This is a genomic window from Brevibacillus centrosporus, from assembly GCF_046622605.1.
GTDB classification, from domain to species: Bacteria; Bacillota; Bacilli; order Brevibacillales; family Brevibacillaceae; genus Brevibacillus; species Brevibacillus centrosporus.
This window is the reverse complement of the sequence record NZ_CP176856.1, coordinates 200,001-223,079: the sequence shown is the minus strand read 5'-3', so window position 1 is coordinate 223,079 and position 23,079 is coordinate 200,001. Positions and strand designations below refer to the sequence as shown.

Genomic DNA, 23,079 nt, shown 5'->3' with positions numbered 1-23,079 from the left:
TGCTATATCGTCAAAGGAAAGCGTCGTTTCCTCTTTCGTACATTACACGCCTCGGAGGGATATTAAGCTCAGCTCTCGCGAACCTCGCACCTTCTGTCTACGGCATATTCTTTTCATCAACAGGCACTATCGTATCAACTTCCCAAAAGGAAGTCAAGTGTCATTATTTTACAGCAACGCGTACACCAGGACCCATAGTGGAGCTCAGTGTTACATTTTTCATGTAAATGCCTTTTGCTGCAGCTGGTTTTGCACGGTTCAGTGCTTCAGTCAACGCAGCCAGGTTTTCAACCAATTTCTCACCATCGAAGGATGCTTTACCGATCGGAGCGTGGATGTTACCTGCTTTGTCAACGCGGTACTCAATTTTACCAGCTTTGATTTCGTTAACCGCTTTTGTTACGTCGAAAGTAACAGTACCGGTTTTAGGGTTTGGCATCAGGCCTTTTGGACCGAGTACACGACCCAATTTACCTACTTCACCCATCATATCTGGAGTAGCTACTACGACGTCAAAGTCGAACCAGCCACCTTGAATTTTTGCGATCATGTCAGCATCGCCTACGAAGTCTGCGCCAGCTGCTTCTGCATCTTTCGCTTTTTCGCCTTTAGCAAATACCAGAACACGTTGAACTTTACCAGTACCGTGTGGCAGTACAACTGCACCACGGATTTGTTGGTCAGCACGCTTAGGGTCTACACCCAGACGGAATGCTGCTTCAACAGTTTCATCGAATTTAGCAGTAGCTGCTTTTTTAACCAGCTCAATACCTTCTGCTACTTCGTAAACTTTGTTTTTATCAACGAGCTTTACAGCCTCTTGATATTTCTTACCTTTTTTGGCCATTTTTTAAATCTCCCTTCAATGTGGTCGTAGCGGTTAATCCTCCCACAGACAGGGGGCACAGCGTCTGTGCCCCCTTGCACCAAGACAATTAGTCTTCGATAACGATGCCCATAGAACGAGCTGTACCTTCCACCATGCGCATAGCCGCTTCCACGGATGCAGCATTCAGGTCAGGACGCTTCAGTTCAGCGATTTCACGAACTTTGTCGCGTTTCAGCGTAGCAACTTTTGTTTTGTTTGGTACGCCGGAACCGGACTCGATGCCAGCAGCTTTTTTCAACAGAACAGCAGCTGGTGGAGTCTTCGTGATGAAAGTGAAAGAACGATCTTCAAATACGGTGATTTCCACCGGAATGATCATGCCTGCTTCGCTTTCAGTGCGAGCGTTGAATTCTTTACAGAATCCCATGATGTTTACACCAGCTTGACCGAGAGCCGGACCTACTGGAGGTGCAGGATTCGCTTTACCTGCTGGGATTTGCAATTTGATTACGCGGATAACCTTCTTAGCCACGTAAGACACCTCCTTACTTCACATGTGGTTATTACGGGGGAATGCCCCCTCCCACTGTTTGGTGAAAGCCATAAAGACTTTCGATCTATAGTGAGAGTGCAAGAAACCCCAAAATATTGTGGTGGGATTGTAAAAACAAAATGAAATGTACCACATAGTGCGATACTTTTCAAGTTGAATCCTAATCCAATTTCTGAACTTGTGTAAAGTCTAGCTCTACCGGTGTTTCGCGACCGAAGATGTCCACCAATACGCGGACCTTCTGCCTGTCCGGGTGAATCTCGATAATCTCCCCGGTGCGATTGGAAAACGGACCATCTGTGACGCGCACCATATCGCGGAGAGCAAAATCGACTCTGATCTTGGGAATTTCGATTCCCATTTGTTTGAGAATCGTATCGGCCTCTTCAGGACGCAGCGCTGTCGGCTTGGAACCGGCGCCCGTGGATCCGACAAAGCCGGTAACCCCAGGAGTGTTACGCACGACATACCAAGAATCGTCCGTCATCACCATTTCAACAAGGACGTATCCAGGAAACACTTTTTTCGTGACGACACGCTTTTTACCATCCTTGGTCTCCACCTCTTCTTCAGTGGGGACAAGAACGCGAAAGATCTTGTCTTCCATGCCCATCGACTCGAGTCGCTTCTCTAGATTGGTTTTAACCTTGTTTTCGTAACCTGAGTACGTATGAAGTACATACCATGCTTTTTCCATATCCAACAGGACGATTACCGTCCGTCCCTCCTAAGACTAGCAAAATTACTTTCCTAGAATCAAATCGATCAAGCGCGAGATACCCAAATCAACGACGAAGAAGAATATCGCCAGCAGCACAACAGTAACCATAACTACCAGTGTGTAGGTCGTTAACTCTTTACGGTTGGGCCAACGAACTTTCTTCAGTTCGGACATTACGTCGCCAAAAAATCCACCGGTTCGGCGAAAACTGGCTCCGATTCGTGCTAAAAAACCCACTTTGCCACCCCCAGACTTCGTCGCGTCAACCATTACTTCGTCTCGCGATGAAGGGTTTGCTTCTTGTCACGGGAGCAATACTTTTTCAGTTCAACACGCTCAGTTGTGGTGCGTTTGTTCTTTGTGGAGATATAGTTACGCTCGCCACACTCAGTGCACGCCAACGTGATGTTTACTCGCATTTATTGCCACCTCCATCTCATTTCAAACCTGCTATTAGTTAAAAGTAAACCCGATGATTAATAGTACGGGAAAACCGCTACTTTTTCCTGACCATTTCACCAAAGCAACCATAGTACAAGAGAGACAAGAGTCTATGGCTACCTAAACAAATTTATCACACCCAAAAACTCATGTCAACAAAACGGCTTGACAAAGCGAAAACATTTTGTTCCATCAAAAGACCAGATTTTCCCTTGACTGTCAAGCGATGCGCCCACTGATATTTCATGAAATGAAATAAAAGAGAGATTCTCTGATTTACAGATGAATCTCTCTTCCTTCCAAATATCGCTCCAGTTTGCGCTTAACACGCTGCAGGGCGTTATCGATCGATTTTACGTGACGCTTCAGCTCGACTGCGATCTGCTGGTACGATCTTCCATCCAGATAAAGCATCAATACCTGCCGTTCCAGATCGCTTAAAATCTCGCTCATTTTCCCTTCGATATCATCAAACTCTTCGCGATTGATAAACAATTCCTCAGGATCAGTCACCTTGGTTCCTGAAATGACATCCAGCAACGTACGATCAGAATCCTCATCGTAGATAGGTTTATCCAGCGATACGTAGGAGTTGAGCGGAATATGCTTTTGTCTGGTAGCCGTTTTTATCGCTGTAATAATCTGTCTAGTGATGCATAGCTCGGCAAATGCCTTGAAAGAAGTGAGCTTGTCCCCTCGGAAGTCGCGAATAGACTTGTACAGGCCAATCATGCCTTCCTGTACGATATCCTCGCGGTCAGCCCCAATAAGAAAATAGGATCTCGCTTTGGCGCGCACGAAGTTTTTGTACTTGTTGATCAAGTACTCCAAGGCTTCGGCGTGATTATCGCGAACCAGGTCGACAACTTCTTCGTCGGTCATTAGTTCATATTGGGCATGCATTAGCTCCTTGAGGTCAACACTCACAAATGATCCCTCCGCCAACCGGTTTCTCCATAGATAGCGTTATTATACATGTGCCGTAAAAAAGCGTCAACCGAATCCAAGTTATTCCCTTCTCCATTTTTCGAATATTTTCGCTATTTCATCATTCAGTGGAATGCGTTTGGAGAAGCGTTCTTCCTTGGTTTGATCGACCTGCTGCTTGATCTCTTTGCCTGTTACTTCCATGTCCAGCAATAACTCCCGTGCCGATTTGCGCAATGCCCCCTGACCAAATATGACACGCTGCGAGGTATAGTCAGAGGTCGCTACATAAATTTGCCGATTTTTTTGCTGAAATTCGGAGACGAGCTGCTCGATTTTTTCGTCAGCTGTCTCCTTTTTCTTGGTGAAGTAGATTTCCACTTTGTAGTCTTCGATTTGACGTCCGATTCCCGGCACATTGTACGCGTCAAACACTATGATGACTTTCATGCCGGTAAAGCTCTGGTATTCCGCCATTTTGGAAACCAGCAGATCGCGAGCCTCGTCCATTCGATCCTGATCTTTCAAGGCTCGCAGGTCCGGCCAGGCACCGATGATATTATAACCATCCACGATCAACAGTTGCTTGGCTTTCTTTTTGGCCATATTATTTCACCCGCGTCGGTAATGGACTCCGGGAGCGATAGACTTCGTACATCAAGAGAGCGGCTGCCACAGAGGCATTGAGCGAGGTCACATTGCCCGCCATAGGAAGGCTGTACAGAAAGTCACAGTTTTCCCGTACCAAACGGCTGATGCCTTTTCCTTCACTGCCGATCACGATCGCGAGTGGCATCGTGTAATCGCCTTGACGGAAATCCTGTTTGGCACTCGCATCTGTGCCTGCAATCCAGACACCGCGTTCTTTCAGCTCTTCCATCGTACGAACCAGATTCGTTACCCTCGCAACCGGAACGTAGTTGATCGCGCCCGCTGACGCTTTCGCTACGGTTGCTGTCAGGCTTACCGAGCGTCTTTTCGGAATGATGACACCATGCGCACCTACTGCATCCGCCGTACGCATGATCGAGCCGAGATTGTGCGGATCCTCCAGCTCGTCCAGCAGCAGAATAAATGGTGGCTGGTTCTTCTCTTCCGCCCGTTTCAAAATGTCGTCTACTTCCACGTAATCATACGCAGCAACAGAAGCCACTACACCCTGGTGGTTATCTGTAGAAACAAGCTGATCCAGCTTTTTGCGATTTGCCGTCGTCACGATAACACCCTGCTCCTTTGCCAGCGCAAAGACAGGTGCCATCAGGTTCTTGTTAGTACCCTCCGCAATCCAAATCTTATTGATCGTGCGTCCTGAACGGAGCGCTTCGATCACCGGGTTTTTCCCGAGAATCCACTCTTCACTCATCGTTATTCTCCTTCCACAATCGCAAAAGCCTGTTGCATGATTTCAGCGATCCGCTCTTCTTTTCCGTTCAGATATAAATACCCGATGAGCGCTTCAAATGCTGTCGCATGTCGATAATCAATAATATCCGCATTTTTCGCGGTAGACCCGGACTTGGCATTTCGTCCCCGCTTCACGACGCTTACCTCGTCTTCCGGCAAAGTAGGCAGCAGGGTCAACAAAATGTTCGCCTGCGCCTTTGCCGAAACGTAACGGTTTGCCGTTTTGTGGAGCTGATTTGGTTTCACCAGCCCCTTGGCAATCAAATGATACCTCACACAGTGGGCATACGTAGCATCTCCGAGGAAAGCCAGCACGAGCGGATTCGTCTGATTCGGGTCTCGGGTCAATTCTTCTTTTTGCATTTTGTCTCTTCGGCCCCTTATTTTCGGCGCCAGCGAACACCCTGTGGAGTGTCTTCCAGCACGATTCCTTTTGCAGCCAGCAGATCGCGAATTTCGTCGGAACGCGCAAAATTACGGGCCCTGCGAGCTTCTGTCCGCTCCTCGATCAAAGCGTCGATCTCACTGTCCAGCAGTTCTTCTTCCTGCTCCAGGATCAAACCGAGCACTCCTGTCAGCTCCACGAGCAGATCCTTGTACGCCTGAATTTCCACTTTCCCAACATTCTCCTGACGCATGTACAGGTTTGCTTCTTTGACCACATCAAACAGTACCGTGATGGCATTGGCTGTATTCAGATCGTCGTCCATTTCTGTAATGAACCGCTCTCGCAGCTCGCCGATGATCCGCGCTTGCTCTTCTGCCTGACCGTTCGGTTCCTCGTCACGCGCCAAGTCCAAGCGGTAGTTTAAGTTGTTGTAGGCTGTCTTGATTCGTTCCAGTCCATTGGAGGCTTGTTCCAGCAGGTCATCGCTGAAATTGATCGGGTTGCGGTAATGACCCAGCAGCATGAAAAAGCGAATCAGCTGACCGCCAAACTTTTGCACCAAATCTCTCGCCAGCAGGAAGTTCCCCAGTGATTTGGACATTTTTTCGTTGTTGATGTTCAGCATGCCGTTGTGGAGCCAGTAGCGAGCAAATACCTTGCCAGTAAAGCATTCAGACTGCGCAATTTCGTTCTCATGGTGCGGGAACACCAGATCCGTACCACCAGCATGAATATCGATTTCTTCCCCAAGAAACTTCAGTGCCATCGCCGAGCATTCGATATGCCAGCCTGGGCGGCCTTCTCCCCAAGGGCTGCTCCAAGCCACTTCTCCTGGCTTCGCTGCTTTCCACAGGGCGAAATCGAGAGGATGCTCTTTCTTCTCGTTGATTTCCACACGGGCACCTGCCTGCAAGTCATCCAGCGGCTGGTGCGACAGCTTGCCGTATTCACTAAAACGGCCGGTGCGGAAATAGACGTCCCCTTCACTTTCGTAGGCAAACCCTTTTTCAATCAGACCTTCGACAAATGTAATGATTTCCGGGATCGTCTGCATGACGCGCGGTTGAATATCCGGCGGCAATACGTTCAAAGAACGCAGGTCTTCGTTAAAGGCATCTGTAAAGCGGTCCGCCACTTCCTTGACAGTCGTCCCTTCCTCGTTTGCCACGCGAATCAGTTTGTCGTCCACATCCGTGATGTTTTGCACGAAAGTCACTTCGTAGCCGCGGTACTTCAAATAACGGCGAAGCGTATCAAACACGATCGCTGGGCGGGAGTTTCCGATGTGAATGTAGTTGTACACGGTAGGACCGCACACATACATCTTTACCTTTCCCGGCTCGATAGTGACGAACGGTTCTTTTCGCCTGGTCAATGTATTAGTCAACTGAATGCTCATGATTCTTTTTATCCTCCCTCAAATGATCCAATTCCTTGCGCAAGTGATCAATTTCCCGTTGCATTTGACGGATCGTATCTGCCACTGGGTCAGGCAGATTCACGTGGTCCAAATCGCATTTTACGCGTTTGCCATCCTGGATGACAATGCGCGCCTTGATCCCTACTACCGTCGAGTTAGGCGGCACTTCCTGCAAGACGACAGCGCCTGCCCCTATCTTTGAATTATCGCCAATCTTGAAGGAACCCAACACCTTTGCTCCTGTCGCGATGATGACATCATTGCCAATAGTCGGATGCCGCTTTCCTTTTTCTTTTCCCGTCCCTCCCAAGGTCACACCCTGGTAGATCGTAACGTTATCGCCGATCTCACACGTTTCCCCAATCACGACACCCATTCCGTGGTCGATAAACAACCCTCTGCCGATTCTCGCACCCGGATGAATCTCAATCCCCGTAAAAAACCGGAATAACTGAGAAACAGCGCGAGCCAATGTACACCACTCCGCCTTCCACAGCTTGTGGGCAATCCGGTGCCCCCATATCGCGTGCAAACCGGAATAGGTCATGACAACCTCCAGAGTACTGCGCGCTGCCGGGTCTCGTTCAAATACAACTTGAATGTCGTCTTTTAATTGTGCAAACACTGGGTGGCACCTCCCGCCTCATTTTCTTTCTGTAAAATAAAAAACGTCCCTGTCCCTCAATCAAAAGGGACAGAGACGGTTTTTTACCGTGGTTCCACTCTGCTTGCGATCGTTCGCACCCCCATCGGTGCACAGCGATCGCGCTCATAAGCCCGATAACGGCGGGCTGCCGAATCGCCTACTGATGCCCACATCATGAAACAGGCACGTTCAGCTCATTGCTCCCAGGTGCATTTCCAGACGGGACACATCGGGCGGCTCTCACCTTTCCACCCTCTCTGTAGATGTGTCTGACGCCGTACTTCTCCTGGTCGTCGCATCCTTTTATCAATCAGGCAATCGTAAATTTATCGCCCGTTTGCAATCACTTGATTGGTGCGGGCCAGCACTTTGTCACGGCCCAACAGATACAGCGTTTCTGCGAGATCACGTCCGTGCGCCTGCCCTGTAGCCGCTACACGAACCGGCATGAACAACGCCTTGCCTTTGTGTCCCGTTTCCTTTTGAACATCCTTCAGCGCCGCTTTGATAACATCCACATTATATGCCTCTTGTGCCGATAGGTGTTTGACGAAAGAAGTCAATACCTCTGGCAGCTGCGCTTCCTTCAAAACCAACATTGCCTCCTCATCGTACACCACTTCGTCGAGGAAGAAAAGAGCTGCGAGCGGAACGATTTGCGCGCAGTACGACATTTGCTCCTGATACAGCCCCACGATGCTGCGAACCCAATCTCTTTTGGCATCGGACAGGTTTTCTTCGATAAACCCTGCCTTTTGCAAATGCGGCACACACATATCTGTGATCAGATCCAATGGCTGACGCTTCAGATAGAAGTTGTTCATCCAGTTCATTTTGGTTGCATCGAATACAGCTGGGGACTTGTTCACGCGATCCATCGAGAACAGCTTGATGAGATCATCGATGAGGAAGATCTCTTCTTCGCCGCCCGGAGACCAGCCCAAGAGCACGAGGAAGTTCACAATCGCTTCCGGCAAGAAGCCCAGATCACGGTATTGCTCGATGAACTGGAGAATGCTCTCGTCGCGCTTGGACATCTTTTTGCCTTCTTGGTTCAGAATCAAAGCCAAGTGAGCAAATTGTGGCGGCTCCCAACCAAACGCCTCATAAATCATCAGCTGACGCGGGGTGTTGGAAAGATGCTCTTCCCCACGAATGACATGGCTGATCTTCATCAGGTAGTCGTCGATGACCACCGCGAAGTTATAGGTAGGGATTCCGTCGGGACGGCAAATGACGAAATCGCCCATTTCGTTCGAGTTAAAAGTCACTTGTCCACGAATCATGTCATCGACCACGTACTCGCGGTCGTCCTGAACGAGGAAGTGAATGGATGGTACGCGTCCTTCTGCTTCAAACTGAGCGCGCTGCTCATCTGTAACATGACGATGCTTTTCCAGGATGCGAGGTGTTTCTCCGCGAGCGAGCTGCTCTTCGCGTTCTGCATCCAGCTCTTCTTTGGTCGCGTAGCAATAGTACGCCTTGCCTTCTGCGAGCAATTGCTCGATATAGGTACGGTAGATGTCCAGACGCTCCATTTGGCGATAAGGCCCATAAGGACCGCCAACGTCTGTACCTTCTTCCCATTTCACGCCGAGCCATTTCAGGTTTTTCATTTGCTCTTCGTCAGCATTTTCCTTGTTGCGCGTTTGGTCGGTATCTTCAATCCGAACGATGAAGGAACCGCCGTGATGTTTCGCAAACAGGTAGTTGAAAAGCGCTGTACGAGCACCGCCGATATGTAAATGCCCCGTAGGACTAGGAGCATATCGCGTACGGATTTCTTTCGCCATGGGTAGCACCATCCTTATGAATATAAACGAAAATGTTTCTAATGCCTTATGTTACACCTTGCCCCTCTACTTGACAAGCAAGCAAGCAGCCTGAGCAGCGATTCCCTCTCCACGTCCTGGAAAGCCCAATTTTTCCGTCGTTGTCGCCTTCACGTTGACTTGCGAAGGATCTTCCGCTTCCAGCACGCGTGCAATGACTTCACGCATTTGCTGAATGTACGGAGCCATTTTGGGAGCTTGCGCAATGATCGTCGCATCGACATTCCCCAAACGGTAGCCTCGCTCTTTGACCAATCCCCACACATGCTCCAGCAGCTTTACGCTATCCGCGTCCTTGAATTCGGGATCCGTATCGGGAAAGTGTCTGCCGATATCCCCTTCTCCGATCGCTCCCAGAATCGCGTCACTGATCGCATGCAGCAGAACATCTGCATCGGAATGCCCGAGCAAACCCTTTTCATAAGGGATCGCGACTCCTCCAATGATACATGGACGTCCCTCTACCAACTGATGCACATCAAAGCCTTGTCCAATCCGCATGGTTTACTCTCCCTTTCTTTTCCGTAAGATCTCTTCACCCAGCCACAGATCGTCAGGCGTGGTGATTTTTATATTCTCATAGCTTCCTTGCATGATTGTCACCGGGTGACCTAGCCATTCCACGAGCATGGCGTCATCTGTTCCCATTCTGCCTGTCTCCACAGCCGCCTGATGCGCCTCTCTTAGCAAAGACATACGAAAAGCTTGTGGGGTTTGCACAGCCCACAAGCTTTCACGTGCTGGGGTCGACTCTACAATCCCAGTCGCCCCCACCACTTTTATCGTATCCTTGACTGGTACAGCCACAATCGTTGCCTGATCCTGTTGAACCTTTTTGATCAGAGCGCTGATCTGTTGGCGAGTAATGAAAGGACGGGCAGCATCGTGAACAAGCACAAAAGAGCAGTTATCAGAAAGAGCGGTCAGTCCGTTTCTCACGCTGTCCTGCCGTTCGGCACCACCTAAGGTCACCTTTACACGGATTCGCTCCCGATCAAGCCATTTCAGTACATTACTATGGTCCTCTGCACTCACAACCAGTACGATCTCATCAATCTCCCGGTGTGTAGCAAACAGGCGAACCGTATGAGCCAGAATCGGCTCCCCACCCAGAGGCAACCACAGTTTGTTTCGTTCACCGCCCATTCTTTTCCCAGAACCTGCGGCTACGATCACGACTCCTGTCCCCACTTGTTTTCCCTCTCAATCTCTCTACAATGCTTTTTCCAACAGTTTAGGCTTAGCGAAAATCATACGTCCAGCAGAAGTTTGCAGCACACTGGTCACGAGGACATCAACCTCATTGCCGATATACTCACGTCCGCCCTCCACGACGATCATGGTACCATCATCGAGATAAGCAACCCCTTGGCCGTGCTCCTTGCCGTCCTTGATGACTTGAACGTTCATTTCTTCACCTGGCAGGACGACCGGCTTCACCGCGTTTGCCAAGTCATTGATGTTCAAGACAGAGACACCTTGCAGCTCGCATACTTTGTTCAGGTTGAAGTCATTCGTCACGACTTTCCCGTTCATGACTTTCGCCAGCTTGATCAGCTTGCTGTCTACCTCAGAGACTTCTTCAAAGTCACCTTCCCAAATCTGCACTTTCACTTTCATTTCCTTTTGAATCTTGTTCAAAATATCAAGTCCACGACGTCCTCTGTTTCGTTTCAGCACGTCGGAAGAATCAGCGATATGTTGGAGTTCCTCCAGTACGAATCCCGGAATGACCAGCACGCCTTCCAAGAAGCCCGTGCGGCAGATGTCCGCAATGCGCCCATCGATGATCACACTCGTATCGAGAATCTTGTTCTCGACGTTCGTAGTGGTGCTGCTATTGTCTTTTTTCCTATCCTTCCGACCGATAGAAAATACAGCCATAATTTCGTCCCGTTTGCGGAATCCCACTTGGAAACCCAAATAACCAAGCAATCCAGACACGACCAGTGGCAACAAATCTCCTATCACGGGAATCGGAATTTTACTGATGGGCAGGAATAATAAAAAGGCAACAATAAGACCACTAATCAACCCCATCGCTCCGAACATGACATCCACAATTGGCATCTTAACGAGCGTCTCTTCTCCCCAACGAATCACTCTCAAGATGTAGTCCAAGAGCCAGTTGGCTAAAAAGAAGAACAAGATGGCACCAAGAACCGCACCAATGTATTGCGTACCTGCGATCTCTCCAAAATTCAACAGCTGGTTTAACAATGAGAACAAGTCAGCCCCATACTGGTAGCCCAAGCCCCCACCAACCAAAACAAAAAAGATTTTTCCTATGCGGCGTACCATGCCTTCACCTCCTTTTATTAATATAGACAGAAGCCTATAAGTAAAACCCTATTTCTTTCCAAATGGTGAAAACCAATCATCACCACTTTCCCCCCAACTATAGCAAAATTTAATTTGCCATGTCAAATAGCTAAAAATTTTAACATAATTAACATTTTGCCGTCAACCTCGAACGTCCGTTTCCTTTTGATACAAATTGACAGACGCCTGGCTCCCTTCTTATAATGGCTGTAGCGTAATGTTCGAAAATTTTGACGATATTTACAGCCTAAAGCAGAGGTGAACCACATGGACAGAAGCAACTTAGATGACTTTCAAACGCAAGTCTCAGAGCTCTTGATCAGGCATCGAAGCGTACTGGACGTCATGTCCAAAGTTCAGGAAACTGCATCCCGCATCAATCGATCGCTGACAAAAGCGGTCACGGAGTGCGGCTGTGTCGAAGTAGCTGCGAAGAAACAAACGTACGACTCCAGTAAAAATCTGGAGGAAAACAAATCGTATTTGGACACCCATTTCTCAGGTCCCTTGTGCGAGCATTGCCGCGATGTCGTAACCGCCGAGCTGGGCAAAAACTTTTTTTACCTGGCAGCTCTCTGCAACATCACGGACATCAAGCTAGAAGACGTCCTGCAAAAGGAATCCACACGCTTGAACACGCTCGGTGTATTCAATCTTTCCTAGGCCTCACACTCGTATTACGAACGAACGCTCAAAAGGTTGCATGTAAAAATGCAAAACCCGCTAATGGATTAGCGGGTTTTTTCATGTCCTTACCTATTCGAAAGGAACGGATTCCTCTTCTTTGTTTTTTCGCTTGCGAAACTTTTTGACAAGAAAGTCAACGTTTTTTTTTATTCCGTATAAAGCGTAAAAGGCAAGCGGCAAGAACACGATTTTCGGAAACTGCTGCGGATATTTAATCGCTACAACGACGACGATCGCAATAATCACAGGGGTAATCCAGTACGCAGATTTCGGAATTCCTACTTTTTTAAAGTTCGGGTATTTGACCTTCGATACCATCAAAAAGGCGAGCAGCAGCATGCTGATGGCGAGCAGCGCTGTATTAAATACTTGGTGATACAGTGCAAGTGTTGCAAGCACGCCGCCTGCCGCCGTAATCGGCAGTCCAATGAAATAGCCAGGAACACCAGCCTGTACGTTAAAACGAGCCAACCGCAGCGCTCCACAGATCGGGAAGATCGCTGTGATCAAGATGCCAATCCAGTTAAAATCATTCAACACGACAACATACATGATAAAGGCAGGTGCTACGCCAAAGGTGATGACGTCTGACAAGGAATCCAGTTCCTTCCCAAACTCACTTTGTGCATTCAGCATTCGGGCTACACGCCCGTCCAAGCCATCAGCCAGCATCCCAATAATTACGGTAATGGCCGCATAATCGACGAATTCATCGCCTCGAAACGCCAAAATGATTGCGAGTACACCTAAAAACAAATTGCTTACGGTTAGTATGTTCGGTAACGATTTCACGAACATAGACTACCTCCTGATTTCTTTTGCGAAGGAGACGAGTATCCTGTTGACCCTTTAAGCTATCGGGTCCCCTAGGCAAATGTTGAATACAAATAATGCCTTAATCCTATTCTACTTTAAATGTGCCTGTCAATGAACACTTGCTCCTGAATCCTTTTTAGTCCATCCTTGATCGCTCTGGCACGCACCTCTCCGATCCCTTCCACTTCATCCAATTCTTCAATCGTTGCCATCATAATTCGAGGGAGATTGTGGAAGTATCCGACAAGATTTGCAATAATCGACATCGGCAGCCGCGGGATCTTATACAGGATCCGAAATCCGCGTGGTGACACGGATTCTTCCAGCATGCTGACATTAGAAGAATACCCCAGGACTCGCAAAAATGAGCTTAGTTCCAGCATTTCGTCGGAGCTTAATTTCTTCATGTCTCGCAAAACGACATCGGGAGAGTGCGCAGGATCTCGACAATAATCTCGAATAAGCATATGGGCCTCTTCTTCAATATTGGATACAAGCTCCTCCAACTGCATGCTTACCAATCTTCCTTCGACTCCAAGCTCGCATATGTACTTGGAAACCTCCGATTTGATTCGCAGCACCATTTCAACCCGCTGCAGTACAGACGTCACCTCGTGGAGCGTGACCAGCTCTTCAAATTCCAGAGCCCCCAGATTCGTGAGTGTTTGATCCAGCACTGCCTTGTACTTTTCTAAAGTAGATACCGCCTGATTCGCTTTTGCCAAAATGACACTGATCTCGTTTAGCACATAGCGAAAATTCCCTTGGTACAGAGTGATGACATTTCGACGCTGGGAAATAGCGATCACCAGATAGTTCGTCTGAATGGCTGTCCGCTGTGCCGTGCGATGACGAGTCCCTGTTTCACTTGTGGCTATCGAGGCAGGAGGAAAGAGCTGGGTATTGGCATACAAGATGCGTTTGGCGTCCTCACTTACTATAATCGCCCCATCCATCTTCGCTAATTCATACAAATGTGCTGGGGAGAAGTCACAATTGATCGAAAAACCCCCATCGACAATATGCTTCATCTCAGGCCCATAGCCGACGACAATGAGACCGCCAGTTTTGGCTCTCAGCACATTTTCCAGACCTTCCCGCAGCTGTGTTCCCGGAGCGACTAAGCGAAGAACATCACTGAATAGCGGATTTTTCTTTTGGTTGTCTTGCATCCGCCCTTACCCCCTTATGACCTCGTTCAAAGCCTCCCCAATGTTCGATACGCCAATCACCTGAATATCGTCAGGAGCATCCAAGCCACGGATATTCTTTTCTGGAATAATGACTCGCTTGAAGCCTAACTTGTGAGCTTCTCGCACCCGCTGTTCAATGCGAGACACACCTCGCACCTCACCAGTCAGGCCGATCTCCCCAATCACAACGTCATGAGGGTTCGTTGCATGGTCACGGAAGCTGCTTGCGATACTTACGGCAATCGCCAAGTCCACGGCAGGCTCATCCAGACGTACACCACCCGCCACGTTTACATACGCGTCCTGATTTTGCAGCATCATGCCCATACGCTTTTCCAAAACTGCCATAATCATCGCTACACGCTGATGATCGACGCCTGTAGCCATTCTCCGCGGGGTCACAAAGCTCGTAGGGGCAACGAGAGCTTGCAGCTCAACTAAGACCGGGCGCGTTCCCTCCATGCTGGCCACAACAGTAGAACCAGCTACACCAAACGGACGCTCCGCCAAGAAGATTTCCGATGGATTTGCCACTTCTTCCAGTCCGCGGTCCTTCATCTCAAAAATCCCGATCTCATTTGTCGAACCAAATCGATTTTTGACCGCTCTGAGGATACGAAACGTGTTGTGGCGCTCTCCTTCAAAATAGAGCACGGCATCCACCATATGCTCAAGCATACGCGGACCTGCAATCGATCCTTCCTTGGTGACGTGACCGACGATAAACGTGCCGATCCCTTTTCCTTTGGCAATCCGCATCAGCTGTGCGGTAGCTTCACGCACTTGGGCGACGCTTCCTGCTGCTGATTGGACAGCCGGGTGGAAAACGGTCTGAATCGAGTCAATGATCAAGACATGGGGGTCTACCTGATTAATATGCTGTTCGATCAAATCCAAATCATTTTCTGCTAAAACAAACATGGGCGGAGTATTTGTCCCGAGTCGATCGGCGCGCAGCTTGATCTGTTTTGCCGACTCCTCCCCGGATACGTACAACACTTTTGCACCTTGATGCGCCAAAGCAAATGAGGTCTGCAGCAGCAGTGTTGATTTTCCAATCCCCGGATCCCCGCCGACCAAAATAAGAGAGCCAGGCACAAGACCGCCACCCAAAACCCGGTTCAACTCCCCGATTGTCGTGTCCATGCGCGGATCTTCTTCACTGGCTACTTCCGTGAGTGGCATCGCTGCCTGTTTCTGCCCACCGCTCAAGCCTTCATGGCGATGCGCGGTTTTGACTGTCATTTCCTCTACCATTGTATTCCAGCTATTACAGCCTGGACATTTCCCCATCCATTTCGGCGATTCATAGCCACATTCTTGACACGCGTATTTCGTTTTATACTTTGACATATTCGCACCCTCGTTTGGATTCTATCCTCTATTTTTATCATACTTAGAGATACAAAAAAAGAATACCTCCTGTTTCGGGAGGCATCCTTCTATTGCTATAGCTGCTTACAGCTTTGTTTTTTCCAATCGTTTGACGACCAGCTGACCTTCCACGGAATCGATGTTGACGGTATCGCCTTTGCTGATATTGCCTTTCAGCAGCTCTTCAGACAATCTGTCCTCGATATGACGCTGAATGGCTCTACGCAGCGGACGTGCACCATAGGCTGGATCGAAGCCCTCTTTTGCCAATACTTTTTTGGCATCTTCGGTCAATTGGAAATCAATGCTCTGTTCTTTCAAGCGTTTGCGGAGCTCATCCGTCATCAGGGATACGATTTGCTCGATGTGCTCTTGCTCCAGGGAATGGAACACGATGACTTCATCGATGCGGTTCAGGAATTCAGGACGGAAGCTCTTTTTCAGCTCATCCATCACTTTATCCTTCATATCCTGATACTTTCTTTCCGTATCGCCTGTGGTAAAGCCCAGCGTGGTGTTTTTCTTGATCATGCTGGCTCCCACGTTGGAGGTCATGATGACGACCGTATTGCGGAAATCAACCGTGCGTCCTTTGGAATCCGTCAAACGCCCATCATCCAGTACCTGCAGCAAGATATTGAATACGTCCGGATGCGCTTTTTCGATCTCATCCAGCAGGATTACGGAGTACGGTTTGCGGCGTACTTTTTCCGTCAGCTGACCACCCTCATCGTAACCGACGTACCCTGGAGGGGCACCGACCAGACGAGCTGTAGAATGCTTCTCCATGTACTCGGACATGTCAACGCGGATCATGGCGTCTTCATCGCCAAACAGCGTTTCGGCTACCGCACGGGCCAGTTCCGTTTTCCCTACACCGGTAGGGCCGAGGAAAATAAACGAGCCTACAGGGCGCTTCGGATCCTTGAGACCTGCACGCGCACGGCGTACCGCACGGGAGATGGATTTGACTGCTTCGTCTTGCCCAATGACACGACTGTGCAGAATTTCCTCCATTTTCAGCAGGCGCTCTGCTTCCTCTTCCTTCAGCTTGAGAACAGGGATACCCGTCCAGCTGGCTACGACCTGAGCGATATCTTCAGGCGTCACTTCCATGTTCAACTGGCCTTGGCGTTCTTTCCAGTCTTTTTTCGTTTTATCCAGCTCTTCGCGCAGCTTTTGTTCCTGATCACGCAAAGCTGCTGCCTCTTCAAACTCCTGAGACTGCACTGCGGCATCCTTTTCCTTGCGCACTTCTTCCAGACGGCCTTCCAGTTCCTTGAGATTCGGTGGAACGGTAAAGGACTGCAAGCGTACTTTGGATGCTGCCTCATCGACCAGGTCGATCGCTTTGTCTGGCAGGAAACGATCTGTGATGTATCGGTCAGACAGCTTCACTGCCTGTTCAATGGCTTCATCTGTGATTTTTACGCGGTGATGGGCTTCGTAGCGATCGCGCAGACCGTGCAAAATCTTAACCGCATCCTCGGCTGTAGGTTCATCTACCTGAATGGGTTGGAAACGGCGCTCCAGCGCAGCATCCTTTTCGATGTATTTGCGGTATTCGTCCAGCGTAGTTGCCCCTACGCACTGCAATTCTCCGCGAGCGAGAGCCGGCTTGAGAATATTGGAAGCGTCGATGGCACCTTCTGCTCCACCTGCACCGATCAGAGTATGCAATTCGTCAATGAACAGAATGATGTTTCCTGCCTGGCGAATTTCATCCATGATCTTTTTCAGGCGGTCCTCAAATTCACCGCGATACTTCGTTCCCGCAACGACGGTACCCATATCGAGTGTCATGACACGCTTGTCACGCAGGGTCTCCGGAATCTCGTTGTTCACGATCTTTTGTGCCAAGCCTTCCGCGATTGCCGTTTTCCCTACACCTGGCTCCCCGATGAGAACTGGGTTGTTCTTGGTACGTCTGCTCAGTACCTGAATCACGCGCTCAATTTCCTTTTGACGGCCGATCACAGGATCCAGTCCGCCATCGCGTGCGATAGCTGTCAGATCGCGTGCCAAGCCGTCCAGCGTAGGCGTATTCGCTGCCGGATTGCCACCGGAAGGCTGATGAGATGCCATCATCTCCGAGCTGCCCAGAAGCTGCAGTACTTGCTGACGCGCTTTGTTCAGGCTGACGCCCAAATTATTCATGATTCTAGCCGCAATGCCTTCCCCTTCACGGATCAGACCAAGCAGGATATGCTCGGTGCCCACGTACGTATGGCCGAGCTTGCGAGCTTCATCCATGGACAACTCAATGACCTTTTTGGCGCGAGGTGTATAGTTTGGCGTGTAATTACTGCCGGACTGCTCCGTACCGCGTCCGATCAACGATTCCACTTCACTTTGGATTTTATCGAGACCAAGTCCCAGCGATTGAAGAGCTTTCGCTGCAATCCCTTCACCTTCCCGAATCAAACCCAGCAGTACGTGCTCTGTCCCAATATCTTTGTGGCCGAGACGCACTGCTTCTTCTAGGGCAAGCGCCAATACTTTTTGTGCTCGTTCCGTAAAACGTCCAAACATCATATCGTACACCTCCAAGGTAACCGTGTTTATTCTCTATGGGTTAACTGTTGCGTGTTGCTGTTGTTTTGATCAGCCGCTGTGCTCCTGTCTGTCCGTAATGCGCTCCCGTATTAATCGGGCTCTTCGTTCGTCACGCTGATCAGGGGTTAGCTTTTGACCGGCGTGCTGCTGCAGGAATCCCGGCTGGGTCGTGACAAGCAGTTCATTTAGCACTAATGGCGATACGTCTGGAATCACTCCCAGGTCAATACCTAAACGAACATCGGATAGGCGCTGTGCTGCTTCCTTGGATTCCACCGTGCGTGCGTACATCAGGATGCCGTACGAACGGAAAATGCGATCCTCCAGGGATACACGGGTATGCTCAAGTAAGTATGTTCGTGCCACGCGCTCTTGTTCGATAATTTGTCTCGCTACTCCGTACAGGTTGGAGAGGATGTCAGACTCCGACATTCCCAGCGTCACCTGATTGGATAATTGAAACAGGTTTCCTAAAGCTTCGCTGCCTTCCCCATAAATTCCTCGTACAACCAGACCAACTTGATTAATTGCTTGTAAAATTCGGCTGATCTGCTGGGTCATCACCAAGGCGGGGAGGTGGAGCATGACGGAGGCGCGAATCCCCGTACCTACGTTTGTCGGGCAGCTCGTTAAGTATCCTCTTGTTTCGTCAAAAGCGTAGTTCAAATTCTTCTCGAAAATATCATCTATTTTGGTCCCGATTTCCCAGGCTTCGTTCAAACGAAATCCCGGCAACAGAACTTGAATCCGAATATGATCCTCTTCATTTACCATGATGCTGACGGACTCATCTGAGCTAAGCAGCACAGCACCCTTCCGAGACTCCTCGGCCAGATGCGGACTGATCAGATGCTTCTCCACCAGTACTCGTTTCTCCAGCGGGTTAACCTGATCCATTTGAAGCACTTGCAGATGGTGTCGTTTGCGCATGGCATCCGACTCGGCTACTTCCGTTACCTTTCTTACTACTTCCTCCCCTTGGGAATCAGTCGCAAGCAACGGAAAAGGGTGCTGGCGCAGGTTACGGGCGATGCGTAACCGTGTGCTGATGACAATATCGGAATCAGGTCCTTCCCCTTTCATCCAATTGCTCCACGGGTTCTGCATAAACTGCTGTTGCGACATCCAGCTAACCTCCCCTTGTTACGATTGGGCCATCTTTTGTTCCAAAGCACGAATTCGGTCCCGCATCTCTGCAGCTTTTTCAAATTCCTCACTCGCCACATGCGTCTGCAAGGCTTGCTTTAACTGCTCCAGCTCTTTACGGATTTTCAGCTTGCCACCTGTTCTCTCCGGCACTTTTCCGATGTGCTGCGTATTGCCATGAATCCGTCTGAACAGGGGATCCAGTCGATCTCCTAGGAAGGTGTAGCAATCGCTGCAGCCAAAGCGCCCACTCTTGCTGAATTGGGCATAGGTGAGTCCGCAGGTTTCACACCGGAGCGGTTTGTTTGTAGTCGACTCCTTCATGCCTTTTTGCATCGGGTCGAATTTTAGAAGTCCGGAAAGGAGATTGTTGATGCTGAAATTGTGAAAGCCGGTAAAGACGTCCCCTTTTTCCTGAGCACAGTGCTCACAAATATGGTATTCGGTTTTTTCGCCATTGACGATTTTCGTCAGATGAAGTGTCGCCGGTCGTTTTCCGCATTCCTCACAGTTCATCACATCATCCCTCCTAGCACGTGTTTCGTTTACTTCAGCAAAATAGCTGCGATCATTTGCTTTAAAATATTTGCCCGTAAACGATCTCGCAATTCCGTATCCACGGTTAAGACAGATCGGGAAGTGGCAATTTTCATCAGGGTAGCTTCCCTTAGATTGACCAAGCCTTCCTCTAACAAGCGCTCTACGATAGCATTGCCCACACTTTGAGTGATAGCCTCGCCAATCAGCTCCTCGGTCAAAAGTTCCTGCAAGCGAGCTTTGCTGACGATCTGCACTTTGCGAATACGAATGTATCCACCGCCGCCACGCTTGCTTTCCACAATATACCCTTTTTGAACGGTAAATCGGGTATTGATGACGTAGTTGATCTGAGACGGAACACATTGAAAAAGGTCGGCTAGCTCACTACGCTGAATCTCGATCAAACCATTGGGACTCTCCGTTATGATGCTTTTCAAGTGATGTTCAATGATGTCAGAGATGTTACGCAAGTCATCGCCTCCTCTTCTCGTTGTGTTTCACTATTGACTTTGACTATCTTTGACTTTAATTATAATGGGTTTACTTGACGCTTGCAAGTGGTGAATACACTTTCTATTGTGGGCAAAATGGGGACGCTTGAAACCATACAAAAAAACCACTCCACATCGGAATGGTTTATGTTTGACTTTGCCTGACGGTGTCGAGTTCTGGCAAATGATCAAGGATTTGGGGGAATTTTGTGATGATCACATCGGCTCCATCCAGTTCACCTGGATTGGCAAAGCCAAAGTCGCAGCCGATAGTAAAAAGTCCATTTGACGTACCTGCTTCTACATCAGAGTGACGATCTCCAACCATAACCGCTTTTTGCACCTGATAATCCGCGATCAATTTCGCCACCAGGTCGTTTTTGGTACGTGTGCGGAAACGGCCTGCTGAATACAGATCTGTCAAAAAGGGCTTTAATCCGTACTCTTCACAAAGAGCATCAATGTACTCCTCCTGCCCATTGCTTGCAATAAACAGCGCTACGCCTTTCGCATGCAGATCACGAAGGGTTTCAAACACACCCGGGTACAGATCCGTTACTCTCTCGTGAATGAGCTGAATTTCATTTTTTATCAAAAACGTATCTGCTGCTTGAATCGCCTCTTCACTCGCATCTGGCAGCAGTTTTTTCCATACTTGATCAATCGTCATGCCTAAAATATTGATGAGCTCACTTTTGTCTGGCGTAGGTCCGTCCCACAAACCGTTTTGACGTAGCTGCTCGAACGTTCGCTGAAAGGCAGGTGTCGAGAGCCTTTCGGTTTGCAGCAAGGTTCCATCCATATCAAACAGGACCGCATAGGGGATGCTCATGTTTTCCTCCTCATCCTTCTGATCATGTGCACGAGTTCATCGATTCATGGGATCTGCTCGTCTTGCTCCAGCATGTTCATATCGTCGCGAATGAATTCAGCTATTCGCTGAGCAGCATCCGGCTTCGATATCTTATGTGCCATTCTTTTCATGTAATCAACTTTGGAAGGACTATGCAATAGCTCTTCAATAAAGTAAATGAGCTGCTCGGACAGGTTGGCGTGGACTGCACAACCGTTATTTAACAAGAAGTGGCTGTTGCGCTCTTCCTGACCTGGCAGCGGGTTGTAGATGATCATCGGAACCCGCTTGCTCATTACTTCCGCCGAAGTCAGTCCACCTGATTTTGTTACGATCAGGTCTGCCGTCTCCAGGTATTCGTGAAAGTTGTTTACAAACTTTAGTGGGACTACCTCATGACGATAGGTTCGATTTGTGACCTTTCGATACAGCTTATCATTGGTACCAGTCAAAATAAAGGCTTTAATAGGAAGATCGATTTCTTCCAAGCCATCGAGGACTTTTTCCATGGAGCCTAGCCCCAAGCCACCGCCTGAGAGGATAATGCTCTTTTGCTCTGGTCTCAGCTTCAGCTTATTTCGGATCTGTTCCGTGTCCAAGGGTAATCGGAACTTGCGCATGATCGGGATACCCATGGGGATGAATTTTTGATGATCCTGTCGATAGAGGTCCACAAGATAGTACAACTGTTCATGGCCAATAAAATAGTAGTTAATGTGATGATTAATCCAGGACGGGTGAATAGTGTAGTCTGTAATAATCGTGTATATCGGTTCTCTCCAGTCATTCCTTCCCTTTAACACCGACAGCATACAACTGGCAAACGGATGCGTAGCAATAAATGCGTCAGGCTGAACGCTGTTTATCAACTTCTTCAGCTTGTTTGCCAATAGTTTATTCATGAGTACGTTCATATCAAAAAATCTACTTTTTTCTGTATTGTGATAGATTCTCCCCCACATTTTTGGGGACAACCGCAATAAATTCATGTAGCTTTCCAGCAAGATTTTGTGAAACGTGGGGCTGATGTACTCCAACGTATCAATGATCATCGACGTGTAGCCAGCCTCCGCCAGACTTTCTTGCATCGCTCTGGCAGCCTGATTGTGACCATTACCGATGGAAGCTGAAAAGATCAGGATTTTCTTCATTGATTATTCTCCTTCATAAACCATGCCATGCCAACTATACCCTCTGATTAGTACCCTCTCATGTTAGTCTACCGCCTCTGCGCTCTGCAAGGGGTAACTTGTCGGTCAATCGACCTAACTTGTCGACATAAACAGCGTAAAAGGGCAATTAGAAACCTGGGTTGCACCAAACGATTCGTGCGGCTTTATGTAAAACAGAAAAGCCCCTTTACCCATTTTGGGGTAAAGAGGCACGTTTCATTCCTTCAAAACTGAATACGCATGTTTGCTAAGTATGTGTGGATAAGTCCTCGACCGATTAGTATTCGTCAGCTCCACGTGTTACCACGCTTCCACACCGAACCTATCAACCTCATCGTCTATGAGGGGTCTTACCAGCTTGCGCTGTGGGAAGTCTCATCTTGGAGGGGGCTTCACGCTTAGATGCTTTCAGCGCTTATCCCGTCCGCACATAGCTACCCAGCTGTGCCACTGGCGTGACAACTGGTGCACCAGCGGTGCGTCCATCCCGGTCCTCTCGTACTAAGGACAGCTCTCCTCAAACTTCCTACGCCCGCGACAGATAGGGACCGAACTGTCTCACGACGTTCTGAACCCAGCTCGCGTACCGCTTTAATGGGCGAACAGCCCAACCCTTGGGACCTACTTCAGCCCCAGGATGCGATGAGCCGACATCGAGGTGCCAAACCTCCCCGTCGATGTGGACTCTTGGGGGAGATAAGCCTGTTATCCCCAGGGTAGCTTTTATCCGTTGAGCGATGGCCCTTCCATGCGGAACCACCGGATCAC

25 protein-coding genes, 1 rRNA gene and 1 other annotated feature (2 of these 27 running past the window's edge) are annotated in these 23,079 nt (G+C 49.0%); of the genes, 1 reads left to right on the top strand and 25 read right to left on the bottom strand.

The features are described from left to right. Positions 1–121: a sequence feature (ribosomal protein L10 leader region), on the bottom strand (it extends 43 nt beyond the left edge of the window). Between the two features lie 42 nt (positions 122–163). The 15 genes from rplA to ACLIN2_RS01200 all read right to left on the bottom strand — a co-directional run bounded on the left by rplA (position 164) and on the right by ACLIN2_RS01200 (position 11,462). Beyond that, positions 164–847 (bottom strand): 50S ribosomal protein L1, encoded by a 684-nt coding sequence (gene rplA, locus ACLIN2_RS01270; protein WP_092276949.1) that lies wholly within the window; start codon positions 845–847, stop codon positions 164–166. A gap of 88 nt (positions 848–935) precedes the next feature. Then, positions 936–1,361: a 50S ribosomal protein L11 gene (gene rplK / locus ACLIN2_RS01265; RefSeq protein ID WP_023558754.1), complete on the bottom strand. Its 426-nt coding sequence runs from the start codon at positions 1,359–1,361 to the stop codon at positions 936–938. 181 nt (positions 1,362–1,542) lie between these two features. Next, positions 1,543–2,079, bottom strand: coding sequence for a transcription termination/antitermination protein NusG (gene nusG / locus ACLIN2_RS01260; protein ID WP_092276946.1), 537 nt, complete (start codon positions 2,077–2,079; stop codon positions 1,543–1,545). A gap of 45 nt (positions 2,080–2,124) precedes the next feature. Then, on the bottom strand, positions 2,125–2,373 hold the full coding sequence (gene secE / locus ACLIN2_RS01255) for a preprotein translocase subunit SecE (RefSeq protein WP_092276943.1): 249 nt from the start codon (positions 2,371–2,373) through the stop codon (positions 2,125–2,127). Next, complete coding sequence (gene rpmG, locus ACLIN2_RS01250) at positions 2,373–2,522, bottom strand: 50S ribosomal protein L33 (RefSeq protein WP_003392018.1); 150 nt, start codon at positions 2,520–2,522, stop codon at positions 2,373–2,375. Before rpmG ends, secE begins: the two co-directional genes overlap by 1 nt. 298 nt (positions 2,523–2,820) lie before the next feature. Beyond that, positions 2,821–3,471, bottom strand: coding sequence for an RNA polymerase sporulation sigma factor SigH (gene sigH / locus ACLIN2_RS01245; RefSeq protein ID WP_092276940.1), 651 nt, complete (start codon positions 3,469–3,471; stop codon positions 2,821–2,823). Between the two features lie 81 nt (positions 3,472–3,552). Next, the gene (locus tag ACLIN2_RS01240; protein ID WP_411503047.1) at positions 3,553–4,077 is read right to left on the bottom strand and encodes an NYN domain-containing protein; all 525 of its coding nucleotides are present in this window, start codon (positions 4,075–4,077) and stop codon (positions 3,553–3,555) included. A 1-nt stretch (position 4,078) separates the two neighbouring features. Next, positions 4,079–4,834, bottom strand: a complete 756-nt coding sequence (gene rlmB / locus ACLIN2_RS01235; protein ID WP_092276934.1) for a 23S rRNA (guanosine(2251)-2'-O)-methyltransferase RlmB — start codon at positions 4,832–4,834, stop codon at positions 4,079–4,081. Positions 4,835–4,836: 2 nt separating this feature from the next. Next, positions 4,837–5,238: a Mini-ribonuclease 3 gene (locus ACLIN2_RS01230; protein ID WP_400588434.1), complete on the bottom strand. Its 402-nt coding sequence runs from the start codon at positions 5,236–5,238 to the stop codon at positions 4,837–4,839. Between the two features lie 17 nt (positions 5,239–5,255). Next, the gene (cysS, locus tag ACLIN2_RS01225) at positions 5,256–6,662 is read right to left on the bottom strand and encodes a cysteine--tRNA ligase (RefSeq protein WP_411503046.1); all 1,407 of its coding nucleotides are present in this window, start codon (positions 6,660–6,662) and stop codon (positions 5,256–5,258) included. After that, positions 6,643–7,308: a serine O-acetyltransferase gene (gene cysE, locus ACLIN2_RS01220; RefSeq protein ID WP_092276928.1), complete on the bottom strand. Its 666-nt coding sequence runs from the start codon at positions 7,306–7,308 to the stop codon at positions 6,643–6,645. Before cysE ends, cysS begins: the two co-directional genes overlap by 20 nt. A gap of 347 nt (positions 7,309–7,655) precedes the next feature. Further along, positions 7,656–9,122, bottom strand: a complete 1,467-nt coding sequence (gltX, locus tag ACLIN2_RS01215; protein ID WP_411503045.1) for a glutamate--tRNA ligase — start codon at positions 9,120–9,122, stop codon at positions 7,656–7,658. A gap of 66 nt (positions 9,123–9,188) precedes the next feature. Next, positions 9,189–9,662: a 2-C-methyl-D-erythritol 2,4-cyclodiphosphate synthase gene (gene ispF / locus ACLIN2_RS01210; protein ID WP_411503044.1), complete on the bottom strand. Its 474-nt coding sequence runs from the start codon at positions 9,660–9,662 to the stop codon at positions 9,189–9,191. A gap of 3 nt (positions 9,663–9,665) precedes the next feature. Continuing rightward, a complete protein-coding gene (gene ispD, locus ACLIN2_RS01205; RefSeq protein ID WP_092276919.1) occupies positions 9,666–10,352 on the bottom strand; it encodes a 2-C-methyl-D-erythritol 4-phosphate cytidylyltransferase in 687 nt (228 codons plus the stop codon). Between the two features lie 21 nt (positions 10,353–10,373). Next, positions 10,374–11,462 (bottom strand): PIN/TRAM domain-containing protein, encoded by a 1,089-nt coding sequence (locus ACLIN2_RS01200; protein WP_092276916.1) that lies wholly within the window; start codon positions 11,460–11,462, stop codon positions 10,374–10,376. A gap of 288 nt (positions 11,463–11,750) precedes the next feature. Here ACLIN2_RS01200 and ACLIN2_RS01195 point away from each other — a divergent pair, with 288 nt between their 5' ends. Beyond that, on the top strand, positions 11,751–12,146 hold the full coding sequence (locus tag ACLIN2_RS01195; protein ID WP_411503043.1) for a DUF1573 domain-containing protein: 396 nt from the start codon (positions 11,751–11,753) through the stop codon (positions 12,144–12,146). Positions 12,147–12,239: 93 nt separating this feature from the next. Here the strand turns inward: ACLIN2_RS01195 and pssA are convergent, their stop codons facing one another. The 10 genes from pssA to ACLIN2_RS01145 all read right to left on the bottom strand — a co-directional run. Continuing rightward, positions 12,240–12,968 (bottom strand): CDP-diacylglycerol--serine O-phosphatidyltransferase, encoded by a 729-nt coding sequence (gene pssA, locus ACLIN2_RS01190; protein WP_092276910.1) that lies wholly within the window; start codon positions 12,966–12,968, stop codon positions 12,240–12,242. 113 nt (positions 12,969–13,081) lie between these two features. Further along, positions 13,082–14,158, bottom strand: coding sequence for a DNA integrity scanning diadenylate cyclase DisA (disA, locus tag ACLIN2_RS01185; protein WP_092276908.1), 1,077 nt, complete (start codon positions 14,156–14,158; stop codon positions 13,082–13,084). Between the two features lie 6 nt (positions 14,159–14,164). After that, positions 14,165–15,532 (bottom strand): DNA repair protein RadA, encoded by a 1,368-nt coding sequence (gene radA / locus ACLIN2_RS01180; RefSeq protein WP_092276905.1) that lies wholly within the window; start codon positions 15,530–15,532, stop codon positions 14,165–14,167. 105 nt (positions 15,533–15,637) lie between these two features. Then, on the bottom strand, positions 15,638–18,088 hold the full coding sequence (locus tag ACLIN2_RS01175) for an ATP-dependent Clp protease ATP-binding subunit (protein WP_092276903.1): 2,451 nt from the start codon (positions 18,086–18,088) through the stop codon (positions 15,638–15,640). A 69-nt stretch (positions 18,089–18,157) separates the two neighbouring features. Beyond that, positions 18,158–19,234, bottom strand: coding sequence for a protein arginine kinase (locus ACLIN2_RS01170; protein WP_092276900.1), 1,077 nt, complete (start codon positions 19,232–19,234; stop codon positions 18,158–18,160). Positions 19,235–19,252: 18 nt separating this feature from the next. Continuing rightward, positions 19,253–19,771, bottom strand: coding sequence for a UvrB/UvrC motif-containing protein (locus ACLIN2_RS01165; RefSeq protein ID WP_122926766.1), 519 nt, complete (start codon positions 19,769–19,771; stop codon positions 19,253–19,255). A gap of 29 nt (positions 19,772–19,800) precedes the next feature. After that, positions 19,801–20,265, bottom strand: coding sequence for a CtsR family transcriptional regulator (locus tag ACLIN2_RS01160; RefSeq protein WP_092276894.1), 465 nt, complete (start codon positions 20,263–20,265; stop codon positions 19,801–19,803). A 166-nt stretch (positions 20,266–20,431) separates the two neighbouring features. Next, the gene (locus ACLIN2_RS01155) at positions 20,432–21,118 is read right to left on the bottom strand and encodes an HAD family hydrolase (protein ID WP_400588428.1); all 687 of its coding nucleotides are present in this window, start codon (positions 21,116–21,118) and stop codon (positions 20,432–20,434) included. A gap of 44 nt (positions 21,119–21,162) precedes the next feature. Beyond that, complete coding sequence (locus ACLIN2_RS01150) at positions 21,163–22,290, bottom strand: MGDG synthase family glycosyltransferase (protein WP_411503042.1); 1,128 nt, start codon at positions 22,288–22,290, stop codon at positions 21,163–21,165. Positions 22,291–22,568: 278 nt separating this feature from the next. Then, positions 22,569–23,079: ribosomal RNA gene (locus tag ACLIN2_RS01145) — 23S ribosomal RNA — on the bottom strand (it continues 2,416 nt past the right edge of the window).

Coding starts and splice junctions, on each gene's coding strand:
- rplA (WP_092276949.1), bottom strand. CDS start 847: ATGGCCAAAAAAGGTAAGAAATATCAAGAGGCTGTAAAGCTCGTTGAT.
- nusG (WP_092276946.1), bottom strand. CDS start 2,079: ATGGAAAAAGCATGGTATGTACTTCATACGTACTCAGGTTACGAAAAC.
- secE (WP_092276943.1), bottom strand. CDS start 2,373: ATGGTTGACGCGACGAAGTCTGGGGGTGGCAAAGTGGGTTTTTTAGCA.
- rpmG (WP_003392018.1), bottom strand. CDS start 2,522: ATGCGAGTAAACATCACGTTGGCGTGCACTGAGTGTGGCGAGCGTAAC.
- ACLIN2_RS01240 (WP_411503047.1), bottom strand. CDS start 4,077: ATGGCCAAAAAGAAAGCCAAGCAACTGTTGATCGTGGATGGTTATAAT.
- rlmB (WP_092276934.1), bottom strand. CDS start 4,834: ATGAGTGAAGAGTGGATTCTCGGGAAAAACCCGGTGATCGAAGCGCTC.
- ACLIN2_RS01230 (WP_400588434.1), bottom strand. CDS start 5,238: ATGCAAAAAGAAGAATTGACCCGAGACCCGAATCAGACGAATCCGCTC.
- cysS (WP_411503046.1), bottom strand. CDS start 6,662: ATGAGCATTCAGTTGACTAATACATTGACCAGGCGAAAAGAACCGTTC.
- gltX (WP_411503045.1), bottom strand. CDS start 9,122: ATGGCGAAAGAAATCCGTACGCGATATGCTCCTAGTCCTACGGGGCAT.
- ispF (WP_411503044.1), bottom strand. CDS start 9,662: ATGCGGATTGGACAAGGCTTTGATGTGCATCAGTTGGTAGAGGGACGT.
- ACLIN2_RS01200 (WP_092276916.1), bottom strand. CDS start 11,462: ATGGTACGCCGCATAGGAAAAATCTTTTTTGTTTTGGTTGGTGGGGGC.
- ACLIN2_RS01195 (WP_411503043.1), top strand. CDS start 11,751: ATGGACAGAAGCAACTTAGATGACTTTCAAACGCAAGTCTCAGAGCTC.
- pssA (WP_092276910.1), bottom strand. CDS start 12,968: ATGTTCGTGAAATCGTTACCGAACATACTAACCGTAAGCAATTTGTTT.
- disA (WP_092276908.1), bottom strand. CDS start 14,158: ATGCAAGACAACCAAAAGAAAAATCCGCTATTCAGTGATGTTCTTCGC.
- radA (WP_092276905.1), bottom strand. CDS start 15,532: ATGTCAAAGTATAAAACGAAATACGCGTGTCAAGAATGTGGCTATGAA.
- ACLIN2_RS01175 (WP_092276903.1), bottom strand. CDS start 18,088: ATGATGTTTGGACGTTTTACGGAACGAGCACAAAAAGTATTGGCGCTT.
- ACLIN2_RS01170 (WP_092276900.1), bottom strand. CDS start 19,234: ATGTCGCAACAGCAGTTTATGCAGAACCCGTGGAGCAATTGGATGAAA.
- ACLIN2_RS01165 (WP_122926766.1), bottom strand. CDS start 19,771: ATGAACTGTGAGGAATGCGGAAAACGACCGGCGACACTTCATCTGACG.
- ACLIN2_RS01155 (WP_400588428.1), bottom strand. CDS start 21,118: ATGAGCATCCCCTATGCGGTCCTGTTTGATATGGATGGAACCTTGCTG.
- ACLIN2_RS01150 (WP_411503042.1), bottom strand. CDS start 22,290: ATGAAGAAAATCCTGATCTTTTCAGCTTCCATCGGTAATGGTCACAAT.